The following is a 15,123-nucleotide window of genomic DNA, read 5'->3' as shown; positions in this document are numbered from 1 at the left end:
TCACCCTCCTCTACTCTTCTTTTGATTTATTATATACCCTTTTCCTGAAAAATTCGACTCAAGTCATGCACGTTACAAAATGGATTGTCCCACGTCATGTTTGCTTTGTATTCCTCTACAAGGTCGAGAAGTTTATCTTTATCGCAAAGTGCCAATAGATTCGTTTTTTCGAGATCCTCTAGATCCTTTTGGCGAGAGGAGAAAATCTTGGTACATGCTAAAAGTTCAATGTCGGGGATATACACATCAATCGCCTCGAACAGCCCTTCAATCTTATGCCGGAATTCATTTTCCCTAAAGTCTTCACGGGGTGGGAACTGAATCACCCCTTCGACAATTTCAATTTCATATTCATGAAGCGCCTCTTTCAATTCAGGTGTCACGACGCCCTCCGTCACGCGAATATCAATATCTCGCGTCGGACGATACTGAACTGCCCCCCGTCAAGTAGACAGGGCAAATAATGAAAACCAATCTAAACGGCTTGAGACCTGTATTCGACAGGGCTCAAGCCGTTTAGTCGTTTCTAGAGTAGACCATGGTTGTAGAACGATATGTAGGTCTCGATGGCCGACGTGAGTTCGCTATAGACCTGGAACTCACGCAAGTAGTACATCTCGACTTTCAAAGTGCCCCAAAAACTCTCGATCGGGGCGTTGTCGAGACAACGACCAACTCAGGACATGTTGCCGATTAGTCCTGCGTCTTTCACCATACGTTTGAACCCTCTCGAGGTATATTGGAGCCCTCGGTCACTATGGATCATCGGACGCGCTCCTGGACGGAGCCCCGCGATGGCTGGCATCATCGTCTGGAAGACGATCCCGTTGTTGTTGGACCTTCCGATACGATAGGCGACGATCGATCCGTCGTACAGGTCGATGATCGCGCTCAGATACGCCTTCTTCCCGGTACCATATTTGAACTCGGTGACGTCGGTGCACCATTTCTCGTCCGGCCGAGACGCACCGAATTCTCGGTTCATCAGGTTCTCGGCCACATGCTGTGGCATCGACTTCTTATGTCTCTTCCGCTTCCCGCGGATGATCGATTGGATCCCATGGACATGCATCAGGCGATAGACTTGCTTTTCATTGAACGTGGACAGACCTTGTTGCCTGCGTAGCCGATTGATTGTCATCGTGACCCGACGGTAGCCGTATGTACGGTTCGCCTGGTCATAGAGTAGACGAATGTCCTCCAGGAGCTTCTCGTTCTCTTCTTGACGCACCGATACGGTGCGGTTCAACCATTTGTAATAGGCCGCACGTGAGATGCCAGCTGGGAAACCTGGGTCTATCAAGGATTGGCGGTTCTAATAGTGGGTTGCCCGTGTGCCTTAGTCACTTCGACGCCGATTTCGATTGTTTCCGCCATCGGTAATGCTGCCAAAAAAGGGGTCTTGATTAAAGGCGGCGTATACCTGGAAGAAATGGGCGCGCTGAAAGCTATTGCATTTGACAAAACCGGTACCCTGACCAAAGGTGTACCTGTCGTCACAGACTTTAAAATCACGAACAAGCAGGTAAACGAGAGAGAACTGCTTTCTATCGTGACGGCATTGGAATATCGTTCTCAGCATCCGTTGGCCTCTGCCATCATGAAAAAAGCGGACGAGGAAAACATACCTTACACCTCTATCAGAGTTGAGGACTTCTCTTCCATCACAGGAAAAGGCATTAAAGGAACGATAGACGGCACCACCTACTTTATCGGAAGCCCGCTTCTCTTTAACGAGCTAGGTGTTGAAAGTATTGATAATAATCTGGACCAAACCGTAACGGCTCTGCAACAGCAAGGTAAGACTTCGATGATTATCGGAACGAAACAAAGCATATTGGCGGTTATCGCCGTAGCCGACGAAGTCCGGGAATCCAGCAAAGAAATCATCCGGAAACTACATGATATGGGTATTAAAAAGACAATTATGCTGACGGGTGACAACAAAGGGACAGGCAAAGCTATCGGCCAGCAAGTTGGCGTCAACGAAATCCAGGCAGAATTGATGCCAGAGGATAAATTAAATGTCATTAAACGCTTGCGAGCTGAGTACGACAATGTCGCGATGGTCGGGGACGGCGTAAATGACGCTCCGGCACTCGCTGCCTCTACTGTTGGAATTGCCATGGGTGGTGCTGGAACGGATACCGCTTTGGAAACAGCAGATGTCGCCCTGATGGGCGACGATTTGAGCAAACTACCGTTTACGATAAAATTGAGCCGAAAATCCCTAAATATTATCAAAGTGAACATCGCGTTCGCTATCAGTATCAAAGCGATTGCATTACTCTTGGTCATCCCGGGCTGGCTCACCCTATGGATAGCTATTATGTCCGATATGGGGGCAACTCTTCTGGTAGCACTGAACAGTTTAAGACTGATGAATGTCAAAGAATAAAAAAACAAAAATATTCATTTTTATATCCTCGAATTTGTACTGGGTATGATAAAAATAAATGATCTCTGTTTTTTAAGACGGCTTTAAGATGACTTCGGTATTGTTCCCGAGTCATCTTTTTAGGTTTCATTATCAGCTTTTTTATCATCAGACAGTTTTAATCGAGGCCGAACCTTATTCATTGACCGGAATATTCTCCGAAGTATGGAAAGAAAATCCGGTCGATAGGTCTACTAAACTATGACAATTAAATCTAAATATTTGAACGTTCGTTTTGGAATCATTCATTCATTCGAATACATCCTATTTTAAGAGACGAAATTTCGATAGTGTTCAAAAAAAAAACGAATGAGGGGGTTTCTAAATATACCCTCATTCGATATTCAGTTTCCTTGCACGTAGAAAAGTATTTATTGGTATCAGACGGTATGAAGTATAGAATTTTTACTCATATGTCGAACCTCAGTGTGGATTTGGTGCAAGGATGACTTATTTCTTTAGTTGTGTTTTTTTGATTCTAACTCTATTGTAGAATGTTTAATATCTAGTTTTGAAGTCACTTCTTTGACTTTTTGTTTAACAATAGTTGAATCCTTTAGATTCATCTCTTCTACTATTAAGTGTAAATTCATGGCGTTATCTTCGCCATCAATTGACCAGACATATAGGTTTTGAACAGAAATCACTTCTTCAATACCTTCAATCTTTTGCTTCACCTCATCGATGTCAATACCATCAGGGACAGCACCTAAAAGTATTTTCATTGTTTTAACTAAATTACGAAACACATTCACTAATATAAACAACGCAATAGCAATTGATAGGATGGGGTCAAGTATATGTATATCCTTGAAGAGTAAAACTATCCCTACTACAAGAACGGCAATCCAACCTAAAACATCTTCTAAAAGGTGCCAAGATAGTACTCCCTCATTTACTGATTTTCCTTTGTGTAGACGGAATGCCGCAAAACCATTTAAAAGCACACCAAAAATTGCAAACCAAATCATTCCTTGTGCATTAGAATGCTCCGGTTCAAACAGTAGAGGAATTGCTTGAGTAAAAATATATACAGATCCAATTATTAATATTGTCGCATTTATTAATGCTCCTAAAAGGGAAAAACGATTATATCCAAAAGTGAAGTTATGATCGGGTTTTTTGTTCGAAAATTTTTGTAAGAACCAGGACAGGCCCAATGCAAGAGCATCACCTAAATCGTGAATGGCGTCCGACATGATTGCAACACTATTAATCAAAAATCCCCCGATAAATTCACCAATCGAGAAAACAAGATTAATTATAAATGCTAGTTTGATATTTTTTGATGCCTTATCAGTACTCGCCATTGTTCGATCTCTCCTCACTTGGTAGTCCATCCTTAAAAAGGTTAGTTGTTAGAATAATACTGGTCTCTAGCGTTCTGCAATATAATAAATTTCTTTGCCTATTGATTGTAAACAACGCATACTTGAGAACTTAAGCGCAGTTCTTAATATTTTAATAAACAATCGAAGGACGTAATTTTTGAAAGCGAAATTAAATACATGTATCTAATTTGTTAGAACCATTTAGGCACTAATTTTATATATAAGACTTCTCCGAACAATTCGGTAACGGTCTGTAAAATGATCACTACAGCTACTTGTGTTGATAGGGGCTCTGGTAATATAGATGCTAATGGAAGAACTACAAGTGAATTCCTTGTTCCCATACTAAATGTAATTGCTCTTCTTGAAGCAATATCTAGTTTGAACAACTTACCAAGGGACTTTGACACCCATGGTATGATAAGTAGAAATAAAATATAAACTGGTATTACATCTATTAATGTCCCGAGGTCACTATACACTTCCCTAATTTGAGAGGCAACTACCACAAAAAGTACAAAAGACATAAATGGAACGGGAATCCATGGCGGCATTTTCATGATACGATTACCTAAAGAACTCTTTTTAGAACACAATTGTGTCATTATCGCTAATAGAAGCGGTATAAAAATCAAAAATAGAAATGCATCTAGAAATGGACCCATCCTAACGATACTAATAGCCTTTTCTCCTAATAATACGAATAAATATATGGGTAAGAGTATCGTCTGTAAAATTAAAAGAATCGGTGTTACTTTTAACAATATTGATTCGTTTCCCTTTCCCATCTTTGTAAAAACAATCACATAGTCGATGCACGGTGTTAACAACACCAAATACACCCCCAGCATTAGTGATGAATCTTGAAGAAATATGATAACCAAAACCTAAACTATTAAAGGAACGGCAACAAAATTTCCTAATAAAAGAGCTACCACAAACCTCATGTTTGTAGCAGATCCATTCGATTTCAGAAACGGAATTTGAACGAACATCCCATACATCAAAACTCCTAAAAGGGGAGAAATAAAAATATCGAGATATACAGCTTCTGTATTCAATAGACCAAAGATTACTGCCAACATCAAAAAAATGATGTATATACTGACTTGGTGGGCTTCCACCTTCTCTAGCACTTGAATTCCGAATTTGCTTTCCTTCTCTATCAAAATCACCTCCAAAATTTTCAGGAAATTTCAGAATGAAATAGATAACTCCACGATTTTAATTGCCAGGGCAAGAGGTTTTATATTTTTTCTTCTAGTATTTTTATTTATCCAACAGTAAAAATACCGACTGAAAGTAAATATAATTAAGGCTCATTATTTACACTTCCGAATATAGTTAGTATCTTGAATATATATCAGTCAAAAAATAAAGTGATAACCATTAAAAAAATAATTATTTTAGCCTAAAGCCACATCTAAAATCATCATGATTGTAAAGCCAAACATTAAACAAACAGAAGCCAAGTCCTTGTTTCCATTTTCTTGAGATCCTGGGACTACCTCCTCCACTACAACAAAAATCATTGCTCCTGCAGCAAAGCTTAGCGCAAACGGAAGTAAAGGCTCCATTATGAGTACTGCTACTACTCCTACCAACGCCGCGAACGGTTCAACCATACCAGATAACTGGCCATAGAAAAAACTTTTACGACGAGATAATCCATCTCGTCTCAATGGCATTGACACAGCAGCACCCTCAGGGAAATTTTGTATGCCGATTCCGATTGCCAGCGCGATAGCTCCCGTGATTGATGATGAAGGGAATCCTGCTGCAACTGCTCCAAATGCAACGCCTATGGCAAGTCCCTCTGGAATATTATGCAATGTTATTGCTAACATCAGTAACGTGCTCCGCTTTCTCTTCTTAGGGTTTATACCCTCAGCCTCATCCATCGGTGAAGTGGGATGCAGATGTGGAATCACTTTATCAACACCTGATAAAAAGAATCCTCCAAGTAAGAAACCGATTGCAGCTGGTAACCACGCCGGAAGAGAATCTTGTTCCGCCATCTCAATTGCAGGTGAGAGTAATGACCAAAAACTAGCGGCAATCATTACTCCTCCAGCAAAACCGAGCATCCCATCCATTAGCTTTTGATTCATTGATTTTGTCATAAACACTAACGCGGCACCAAGCGCCGTCATCCCCCAAGTGAATAAAGTACCCAGCAATGCTTGAGTAAGGGGTTCTAACGAAGAAATATATTCAATCATCTATCAAAACTCCGTTGCCAAAAATCGAGTTTCTATACATGCTCAAAATTAAGTAACTATTATCCAAAATCAGCATTGCTGTCTCCTCCTCTTGATTGTCAATCCTACTCAACAGGTGATTTTTTTAATGTTGATGTACTACTTCCCCTACCTTCAGTTTGCAAAGCAATTCATCGCTGTGAGGATGAGAAAGAGTTTCGAATTGAATCGTAGAGTGTTGAACGTTTAGATGTGCTAAATCGTGTTCAATTTCTTGAAGTAGATTCTCACTGTCATAGATTTGTAAATTACCATCAACGACAACATGACATGAGAGTGCATTCATTCCACTTGTGATACTCCAAAGATGAAAGTCGTGTATACTCCGTACCCCCTCCTTGTTGTGAATGACTTGAAGAACCTTTTCGACATCAACGTTTTGTGGTGCACCTTCCATTAATACGTTCAATCCGGATTTCGTCACGAAATAACCACTTCGTAAAACAAGTCCCGCTACAATGATTCCTGCGAGCGGATCTGCCCAGTTCCATCCAAATGCCATGATAAGAAGCGCTGCCAGTATTGCACCGACTGAACCCAACGTATCGCTTACAACATGTAGATAAGCACCTCGCATATTCAAATTATGTTCTACGTCTGCACCTCTTAACATAATCCATCCAACAAGAAGGTTTATAGCAAGGCCAATACTGCTAACAATTAACATTCCTACGGATGCGACCTCAGGTGGTTGAATAAATCGATTGATGGCCTCATAAAAGATATATATGGAAATCAGTATGAGTGTGACCCCGTTTAAAACAGCTGCTAGAATCTCGAAGCGTCTATATCCGAACGTTTTACGATTGTTCGCTATTTGTTCACCTAATTTAAAGGCAAGTAATGCAATAGCGAGCGAAGCCGCATCACTAAGCATGTGACCTGCGTCCGCTAAAAGTGCTAAGCTATTTGTAAGGTACCCTCCAATCGCCTCTACAACCATGTATGCCGAAATAATAAAGAATGAAATGATCAAAATCTTTTTGTTAGAGGTATGAGAATGATCATGTGCATGATTATGTGCCATAAGATTAACTCTCCTTACTATATTTAGTGGTGTTTCGCATGCTCAATCGCCTGTCTTAGTAAGTTCATGACATGGTGATCATCTTCTGAATAAAATAGAGTAGTTCCTTCTCTTCTAAACTTGACAAGTCGAAGATTTTTTAAAAAACGTAGCTGATGAGACACGTTTGATTGACTTAAGTTAAGAAGATCAGCTATTCCGTTGACCGAATGTTCCTTTGTGCATAGCAGGGTTAATATTTTAATTCTTGTCGGGTCACTAAGTGCCTTGAACGTCTGAGATACAATAAATAGAGTCTCATCGTCAATCTGCGCCCCTATTTCTATTTCATTTTCTGTAGTATCTTCAATCGGTTCATCCATAAGTCAGTACCTCCGCTCATGATAACTATACATGTTCATATGTTCATATATAACTTATTAGACTTTTGCTGTGCCGTCAACACTTAATTTAAAAAACATTTATTCTATCAGCTCTACATACTTGAAGATTTGAGATACTTTCTCTGGTTTTGCGATTATTTCTTATTTTTAGCCATACAAAAACTACCTATTAGAGAGCTAGTTAGATCTCATACTCGATAGGTAGTCACGCTTTTTCAAAAAATCAATATAGTACACTAACGTTTTAAGAAAACGTCAATTGAATTATTTACTGGGTATTGTCTAATCTATTTTCCAACTTCAAAAAGCTTTTCATGTTTTTCTAAATCAAAGCTGTTTTTTAGTAAGCATACCAATTTGATACAATTAGTTCTTCATTTTTCAAATCCAAATCAAAAACTACTGTTTGGTACTGATTCGTCCAAGAATGACTGTAATCAGAAAAAAGGCGGTCAACGCTAAAAACGGAATTGTGATAAAACCCATCCAGTCAATGTACTGTGCATTACAGGAAACTCCTTGTTCACATGGTCTGACTTCCGAAAAGCCGGGCACCTTTTGTACAAGATAGTGGTAAAAAGAGATACAGAATCCGATTATTGATAAAGGGAGAACATAAAATTTGATTGAGCTATCTTCTCTGAAAACTGCAATTGCAAGAATCAAAGCTATTGGGTACATAAAGATACGTTGAATCCAACAGAGTTCACAAGGTATAAAACCACGAATTTCGCTAAAATATAGACTTCCAAGTACTGCAGTAATTGAAACAACCCAGGCGAGGTACAGTCCATATCGGTTTATTACTGAAGCGCTCATTGGGTTAGCTCCTTTTCAATTTGTTTTTTTATAGAGGTATAGTCGAATGGATTTTCAAGGATGACCCCATTAACTGCAATCGTCGGGGTCAGTGTAACATTGTATTTTTCTACGAGCGCCGCATCCATTTTAACTGATTCTAATCTAGAAGAACGACTTGATAGGTCTTCTCTAAATTTATTTAAATCTAGAGAAGGGACAGTCTTCGTCGCAATCTCTTCCATTTTCTCCACCGTAACCCATGGATTATCGTGTATTTGCACGTCAGGTTGAGCTTCATAAATAGCTTTGTGAAATTGCCAAAATGATTCTGGGTGATTTTTGTAAACAGATTCTGATGCAAGGGCAGCTAAAGTGGACTCATCTCCGTGAAACAAAACATTAATGTAACTAAAGGAAGCTTTCCCACTTTCAATGTAATCTTTTACAAGTTGAGGATAGATTGTTTCACCCCACTCTTTACACGAAGGGCATTTATAGTCTCCGAATTCTACAATTGATATCGGCGCTTCCTTTTTACCTATTGTAGGTTGATTATTAACTGATATCTTTTCATCTTGAACAATTTTAGTCTTTGATTTTTCGGAACTTTGATCATTTAAAAATAAAAAAGCTAAGACTGCAATTACTAATACGGATGTAAAAATAGTCAATAGTTGATTAGTTTTCAAAACAATTCACCTCTTTTATAAATTCGTTATTTCTTTTATCAGAATTATAGCTAAAAATACTAGAGTATCCTTAGTTTTTCAACATTGAATCCATGGACTTCTAAAAACGAAATCTATGAGTCAAACAAGTTACATTCTAACACATTCATGCAACTAAACTTTTATGCAGATGAAAGGAGGGCCAATTTATTTCTTAAAATACGTCTATTCCCCTTAATAATAGTGCATTTTAAAACAGGGCAAGAAAACTTTTAACTGTAGATAGACGAAAGCCAATAATCGTTGCATAGAATGACTAATATTTAAAGGATAAGTACCATACAGATAGTAAAAAACCATTCATGGGTCTTTACAACCAAAAAAACTACATATGAGGAGTCTATTATGAAGTCTAAACATAAATTTCGAATAAGCTTAGTAATTTCCTTGGCTTTATTAACTTCTTTTTTCTATCCCTTTAAGCTTTTAACTAGTGTTAACGTCCTAAACGTCGTACATGCAGAGGAATCTCTATTCATAACAACTGAAAATTTGAATTTGCGTTCCTCGTTCTCTTCAAAAAGCAAAGTCCTTTTGACGATTCCAAAAGGAAAAACCATTAAGAAGATAGGTGTATATGGAGAAGATAAATCCTGGTTTAAAGTTTCATTTAATTCAAAAATCGGTTATGTCTCAACGAAGTACGTGACGCCAAAACCTATACCTAAAAATTCAGTCAGTTCAATAAACACAATATATAAAACTAAAACTTCACTAAATCTGCGTAAGGGCCCATCTGTCAAATCACCCGTTTTAATGACTATCCCAAAGTCCAGCCCACTAATGTACCATGCTGCCTCAGGCCCTTGGTATAAAGTATCATACAATGGGACTCAAGGCTATGTGGCAAGTCAGTATGTAACCATATCGCCCTCGGCTATGAAGTCACGAAGTAAGCAAACGACCGAGATTCGCTCAAGCATGTCTTTAGTGAACTCAAAGGTCCTTATTACGATTCCAGCATCTACTGAAGTGACTGTACTAGGAAAATCGGGCACAACGGGTTCTTGGTTAAAAGTTATGTATAACGGTATTACAGGATTCACACCTGCTCGACATTATATAGTGCAAGTGGCACCGGGGGATTCTTTATCCACTTATCCAACATATATTACTATCGAAAATCTTAATTTACGTAACCAAGCGAGTCGTTACGGATCTATTTTGACAACAATTCCCTCAGGCACTTTGATTTCTGTCATATCGAAAAGCGCCAGTTGGTACAAGGTGCGATATAACAATCAAGTCGGTTACGTATCATCTGGTTTTGTGCAACCATTTACCGGAAAAACTCCTATAAAATCACCGGTGATTCCAGCTAACAAACACGTGATTTTAATTGACGCTGGACACGGTGGGGGAGATGCTGGTGCAGTGACTTCAAACGGTACAGTTCAAGAAAAAGTACTCACCCTAAACATTGCTAATCGTGTGGCCGACGAACTAAAGAAAAACTATGAGCTTTATGAAGTGAAACTAACGCGCTCAAATGATAGATACTTGTCACTTGTTGAGCGGACCAATCTATCAGAAAGGCTTGATGCTGACGCTTTCATAAGCGTCCACATTAATTCTTCACCTTCTTTCGCTACAGGTCATGAAGCACTCGTCCCTACTTCTAGCGCGTACACCACAAATCCATATGCGAACGCTAGCCGCAGATTAGGTGAAGTAATTAATCAAGAAATCGCCATGAACGTTCCAGATTTTAAAAATCGAGGCGTTAAGCGACAAGATGTCTATGTGGTAGGAAGAAACACGGTACCTTCTACTCTCATCGAATATGGCTTTATTGCTAACTCAGTAGATCGCTCCTATATGTCGGGAAGTAACATGATCAAAGCAACCGCCAAAGGAATTGATAAATTTATGAAGAGTTACTACTAAATAAACACCAAACAAATACTAACAAACGATTTGACCACTGAATTTGAGACAAAATGTCCTAAATTCAGTGGTCATCATTCATTTCCTCATCAAAATGGCATTATAAGTATTTCTCTTGATATACTCGAATGACAATAAACTCAAAAGAACAACTGACATAGAAATGAAAAGAAATAGAAATATAGATGGTGAAGTAATATTGATACAATGATTCCGGTTCGAGTTTTAATCATGATACGAATACTTTTATCCAGCAACGCATTTTTTATAATAGAGATAAGTTACGGAGGCAACAACATTGTTTACCATGAAAAAAATTATAGCTTCAACTTTACTTGGTGTTATGTTAGTTCAAAGCGCATCCCCTTCTTACGCTTTAAACTTGACTGAAAAACAAAAAAATATCCAGCAGAAGCAAGCGCAAAATTCTACAGAGCAACGTAAAGCTAATACGTCAATTCAGCAGCGTGAACAAGATATCACACTCGAAGAACAGAAACTGAATGACTTGGAATCCGAGTTACAGGATATTATCAATGAGGTCACCCAGAAGAAGGCTGAAATTCGGACAACCCAAAAGAAAATTGCTCAGATTCAAACTCAAATTAAAGAATTCCAGAAAAAAATGAGCTCTCAAAAGACATTGATGGAAGAACGCATGGTCACGATGCAAAAAAACGGTGGTTCTTCTATAAACTGGGCTGAATTTATTTTTGGTTCAAAAGACTTTGGTGATCTGGTTTCACGCATGATCACCGCAGGGACGATTCAAGAAAATGATCAAGAACTTTTCAAAGAATATCAATCAACAAAAAATAAGCTTCAAATTGCTAAAGCTGAATTGGACACTGAAAAAGATAAGCTTATTAGTCAAAAAGAAGAGCTAGAGAATAGTCAGAAAAAATTGAACGGCAAAATTAAAGTGCGGGCTGCTCAAATAAAAAAATTAGAGGCCGAAAAAATCCAGTTCACATCTAAATTGGTAAGCTTGCAACAAATGGAATCGACGCTTCAAGAACAAGAAAAATCAATTCAAGCAGAGATTGAAGCCCAAAGGCTTGAAGAACAAGCTAAAATTCGTACCAAAGAGGCTGCGCGTAAAGCTGCAGAAGCAAAAAGTGCCGAAAAAAATGAAATCAGCGAGAATAAAGCCTCTCTCGAAAAATCACCAAACTCTGAGAAAGTGGTAAACACTTCAAAGACTACGGATTCACTCGCTTCTCCAACAAGTGGCGGAGTTTTTCAACGTCCAACCTCAGGTATCGTAACCCAAGGATGGGGTCCAGCAGGCGGGGCCAATGGCTACAGCTTCCATAATGCACTAGATACAGCTGGACCAGTAGGAACTCCTATTATGGCTGCTCAAACAGGAACTGTAACTCGAGCAGGCTGGGGTGGACCTTATGGAAATCATGTCATCATTACGCATGTCATAGGCGGTCAAGTTTGGACTACCCTTTATGCTCACATGAGCTCATTGTCCGTTTCCGCCGGACAACGTGTGACCCGAGGACAGAACATCGGTGCGATGGGGAGTACCGGAAATTCGACCGGTTCTCATTTACACTTTGAAGTCCATCGAGGAAACTATTCGTACTCAGCTACAAGTGCAGGGAATACAGTCAACCCATCCCAATTTTTCTGAATTTCAGAGGCGAAATTGTTTAACACTATATAATTACTTCAGTAAATCACTTAATATTTAGACCACAGAATATTAGATGCCCCGTAAAAGTTGGACCTGATAATCTAATTTTTATGGGGCGATTTTTATGTCCGAAAGCTTTTAAAGTCTCGGTGACCAAACGCTAACTGACTCGCAAGAAAAACTTCAGAAAGTTAGGATGAGCTTTCGTTCGTGCCCCCACCCCCCTACGAGTGCCTGGGGAATACAATCTCAGGTGCGACATACACATTCACTATGTAGATATTAAAAACGATATGGATGGGTAGACAATCTTTAATCGATTCAATCTTGAAGTACAGACTCTTCTCTCCTTTGATGACCTTCAACTGGCAATATACGTCGAGACGAACCTTAGGTTACTAAGGCCGTGTCTAACGGTCGATGATAAATTTACGGATATGAAGGTCCAAATTCAAACCTAGGTTGTCGAAGTCACCAGATGATCTATTTCATGATCCAACTTTTTGGATTAAGTTCAATTAATATCTTTTGAACTTAATATATAAAATTGAACTTAATATATAAAATGTACATTTCTTTATTTTTTATATAGAAAAGTAAACCAATCGAGCATACGACGCTCTATAAAGTCTTGAACCTTAAAAGTGACATGGGGTCTATGCTCGATAGCTAATAAGATTGCATGATCAGGTCACTTTTAATGTAATAATCAATACATCACATTTTCGTGTATGTTAATATTAAATCGTTTAAAGGAGAGAAAAAAGATGGCAAGGTTTTTTTCACTGTTGATTGTTTTGTTAGTATTATCTGGTTGTGGAAGTACAGTAAGCAATAATGGACCTGAAGTGATTCCAGAATTAATTGATGTACAATTTAAAACAGATCCTGAAATAGTAAAAGCAAACGAAGTTATTGAACTTATAGCAACTGTTTCTCAAGGAAACGAGAAAGTAGACGATGCGGATAAAGTTGAATTCGAGATATGGAAAGAAGGCCAAGAGGAAAGCCAACACGAAAAAATTGAAGCCAATTATCAACAAGACGGACTGTATGTAATTTCTTATATTTTTGAAGAGCCCGGTAAATACTTTATATATTCACATACGACAGCAAGAAGCTATCATTCTATGCCCAAAAACGAAATATTAGTAAAATAATAAATTTTAATTATTACAATTAATAATATAGACGAGCTAATCCATGATGAAAAAACTCGTTTTTATTGAATCGCGCGACAACATCAACCTTGTGATATATGCTCGAAAAATACCAATTTTATGATATATCCTTTCCGCTCCAATGTCTGATACGTCCATTCCGTCGCTCCACCTTGGAAACTACCATCAGTTGTATGCTTATATGTAGGAATATAAACGCGAGTCAAATAGAGTCACATTGCTCAAACGCATCCTCAAAAACTCGAAGGATGCGTTTTTTGTCCTGCTGAGTATTGCGGATACAGAGAGCCACTAGTGCGGACGACTGAGCGAGTCAATATGAAGAAAAAGGCCATCGACTCATCGATGGCCAAGATCTTAGCTTATCCCTAGCCCGTGGTGTTCCCTCATTGAGGTTTCGCCATCGACCAGGATTTTATAGGAGTCGTGTACGATCCTGTCGAGAATTGCGTCCGCGATTTGGGCCTGTCCTAGATTCGAATGCCACTCCGCGTGGCGTTAGACGCGCCCACGCTCTTGCTTTTGACGTTGCCCTTACGCTCCGTGCCTCCCGTTAGAAAGGGCCAGGAACATAGAGATGCGGCGGTGAGCCAGCAGCTCTTGTTATCGGGCCGTCAGGGGGGCAGCGGTGCGATGAGCGACTTCGCCTCCTGGCGTTAGACGCTCACGCATGAGCCCGAATCACCATTCCTTCTCCCATGCCCCAATCCTCGAACCGATACTTGATGAGCCAATGGACATATCACCTCATATTCGAATACACCCTTGGATAGCTCTGAGACGACGAAGCTGACGTCCCCATCCGCCACCACCCATGTCCCATATAGATACATTTTCTTGATCGGACGCTCTTCCGCATCCAGGTAAATCAATACCCCGAAATAGGGCGAGTTCAGTCCGTCATCGAACCGGACGACCTTCTCGACGCAATGGTCCTTGGCGACGACACGCATCCAATCGGGATGTTCCATCAGTTCCGAGAACACTATCCGGACGAACGGATCCAACCCTTCGAACGCATAGTCATCAAGTAGCTCCTCGTCCATCACGTCTCCCCCTTCCGCTTCGCTATAGAACGATTCCCCCTCCAGAGCCAGTTCAGTCCTTGTTCATGAGCCTACAGAAATGAAGACTTTAAAAAAAATGTATACACGTATACAAATCTACGTGTATACATGTATACAATGACTCCTTTTTCTTATGTACGACGATTTCGTCGAATCATATTGGTATTGAAAAAGACGGTGAGGTGGGTCAAGCGTTCTCCTTCCTTCACATCACAAAGAAGATCCATGCTCACAAGTTTTAAGTCGTCAAAATCTTCTTGAAGCCGGTCAGGAAGGCGTCGAAGTGTGTAATGCAAAATAGGAGTGCAGAAGTGTGCAACGGAAACGTACACAACTCTGCACTCCTATTTTAGAAAAGAAAAAGGACTTGCC

Annotated in this window: 10 protein-coding genes and 5 pseudogenes; 4 read left to right on the top strand and 11 right to left on the bottom strand. The window is 39.6% G+C overall.

The genetic code is table 11. The features are described 5' to 3' along the window. Positions 1–29 precede the first annotated feature (29 nt). Both KNP74_RS00075 and KNP74_RS00070 read right to left on the bottom strand, forming a co-directional pair. Positions 30–416: pseudogene (locus KNP74_RS00075) on the bottom strand (DUF6036 family nucleotidyltransferase); the annotation flags it as partial. Positions 417–526: 110 nt separating this feature from the next. Then, positions 527–1,282 (bottom strand): annotated as a pseudogene (locus KNP74_RS00070) (IS3 family transposase); the annotation flags it as partial. Between KNP74_RS00070 and KNP74_RS00065 the strand changes: the two are divergent. Further along, positions 1,274–2,398, top strand: a pseudogene (locus tag KNP74_RS00065) (heavy metal translocating P-type ATPase); the annotation flags it as partial. The pseudogenes KNP74_RS00070 and KNP74_RS00065 overlap by 9 nt on opposite strands. Positions 2,399–2,895: 497 nt before the next feature. Here KNP74_RS00065 and KNP74_RS00060 read toward each other — a convergent pair. From KNP74_RS00060 to KNP74_RS00030, 7 genes and pseudogenes are all read right to left on the bottom strand, one after another. Next, positions 2,896–3,747 carry a cation diffusion facilitator family transporter gene (locus tag KNP74_RS00060; RefSeq protein WP_029336174.1) on the bottom strand — a complete coding sequence of 284 codons (852 nt, stop codon included), beginning with the start codon at positions 3,745–3,747 and terminating at the stop codon, positions 2,896–2,898. A gap of 212 nt (positions 3,748–3,959) precedes the next feature. After that, positions 3,960–4,853: pseudogene (locus KNP74_RS00055) on the bottom strand (arsenic resistance protein). Positions 4,854–5,174: 321 nt separating this feature from the next. Then, complete coding sequence (locus KNP74_RS00050) at positions 5,175–5,990, bottom strand: ZIP family metal transporter (protein WP_214763112.1); 816 nt, start codon at positions 5,988–5,990, stop codon at positions 5,175–5,177. 124 nt (positions 5,991–6,114) lie between these two features. Then, positions 6,115–7,056, bottom strand: a complete 942-nt coding sequence (locus tag KNP74_RS00045; RefSeq protein WP_029336176.1) for a cation diffusion facilitator family transporter — start codon at positions 7,054–7,056, stop codon at positions 6,115–6,117. 23 nt (positions 7,057–7,079) lie between these two features. Then, on the bottom strand, positions 7,080–7,418 hold the full coding sequence (locus tag KNP74_RS00040; RefSeq protein WP_029336177.1) for an ArsR/SmtB family transcription factor: 339 nt from the start codon (positions 7,416–7,418) through the stop codon (positions 7,080–7,082). A 420-nt stretch (positions 7,419–7,838) separates the two neighbouring features. Next, complete coding sequence (locus KNP74_RS00035; protein ID WP_029336179.1) at positions 7,839–8,258, bottom strand: disulfide oxidoreductase; 420 nt, start codon at positions 8,256–8,258, stop codon at positions 7,839–7,841. Further along, a complete protein-coding gene (locus KNP74_RS00030; protein ID WP_029595508.1) occupies positions 8,255–8,929 on the bottom strand; it encodes a thioredoxin domain-containing protein in 675 nt (224 codons plus the stop codon). The genes KNP74_RS00035 and KNP74_RS00030 overlap by 4 nt, the downstream gene beginning before the upstream one ends. A 384-nt stretch (positions 8,930–9,313) precedes the next feature. On the opposite strand from KNP74_RS00030, the gene KNP74_RS00025 reads away from it, so the two are divergent. The 3 genes from KNP74_RS00025 to KNP74_RS00015 all read left to right on the top strand — a co-directional run bounded on the left by KNP74_RS00025 (position 9,314) and on the right by KNP74_RS00015 (position 13,663). Continuing rightward, positions 9,314–10,855 carry an N-acetylmuramoyl-L-alanine amidase gene (locus KNP74_RS00025; protein WP_214763111.1) on the top strand — a complete coding sequence of 514 codons (1,542 nt, stop codon included), beginning with the start codon at positions 9,314–9,316 and terminating at the stop codon, positions 10,853–10,855. 307 nt (positions 10,856–11,162) lie between these two features. Further along, positions 11,163–12,500, top strand: coding sequence for a murein hydrolase activator EnvC family protein (locus KNP74_RS00020; RefSeq protein WP_029336183.1), 1,338 nt, complete (start codon positions 11,163–11,165; stop codon positions 12,498–12,500). 770 nt (positions 12,501–13,270) lie between these two features. Further along, positions 13,271–13,663 carry a FixH family protein gene (locus tag KNP74_RS00015; protein ID WP_029336184.1) on the top strand — a complete coding sequence of 131 codons (393 nt, stop codon included), beginning with the start codon at positions 13,271–13,273 and terminating at the stop codon, positions 13,661–13,663. A 378-nt stretch (positions 13,664–14,041) separates the two neighbouring features. On the opposite strand, the pseudogene KNP74_RS00010 reads toward KNP74_RS00015, so the two are convergent. Together KNP74_RS00010 and KNP74_RS00005 are read right to left on the bottom strand one after the other, a co-directional pair. After that, positions 14,042–14,170 (bottom strand): annotated as a pseudogene (locus KNP74_RS00010) (ATP-binding protein); the annotation flags it as partial. Positions 14,171–14,340: 170 nt separating this feature from the next. After that, a complete protein-coding gene (locus KNP74_RS00005) occupies positions 14,341–14,730 on the bottom strand; it encodes a hypothetical protein (protein WP_214763110.1) in 390 nt (129 codons plus the stop codon). Between the last annotated feature and the right edge of the window lie 393 nt (positions 14,731–15,123).

This window comes from Exiguobacterium sp. s141, assembly GCF_018618085.1.
Taxonomy (GTDB): domain Bacteria; phylum Bacillota; class Bacilli; order Exiguobacteriales; family Exiguobacteriaceae; genus Exiguobacterium; species Exiguobacterium mexicanum_A.
Note: the sequence above shows the minus strand (reverse complement) of the source record. Positions and strands in the feature narration are given on the sequence as shown.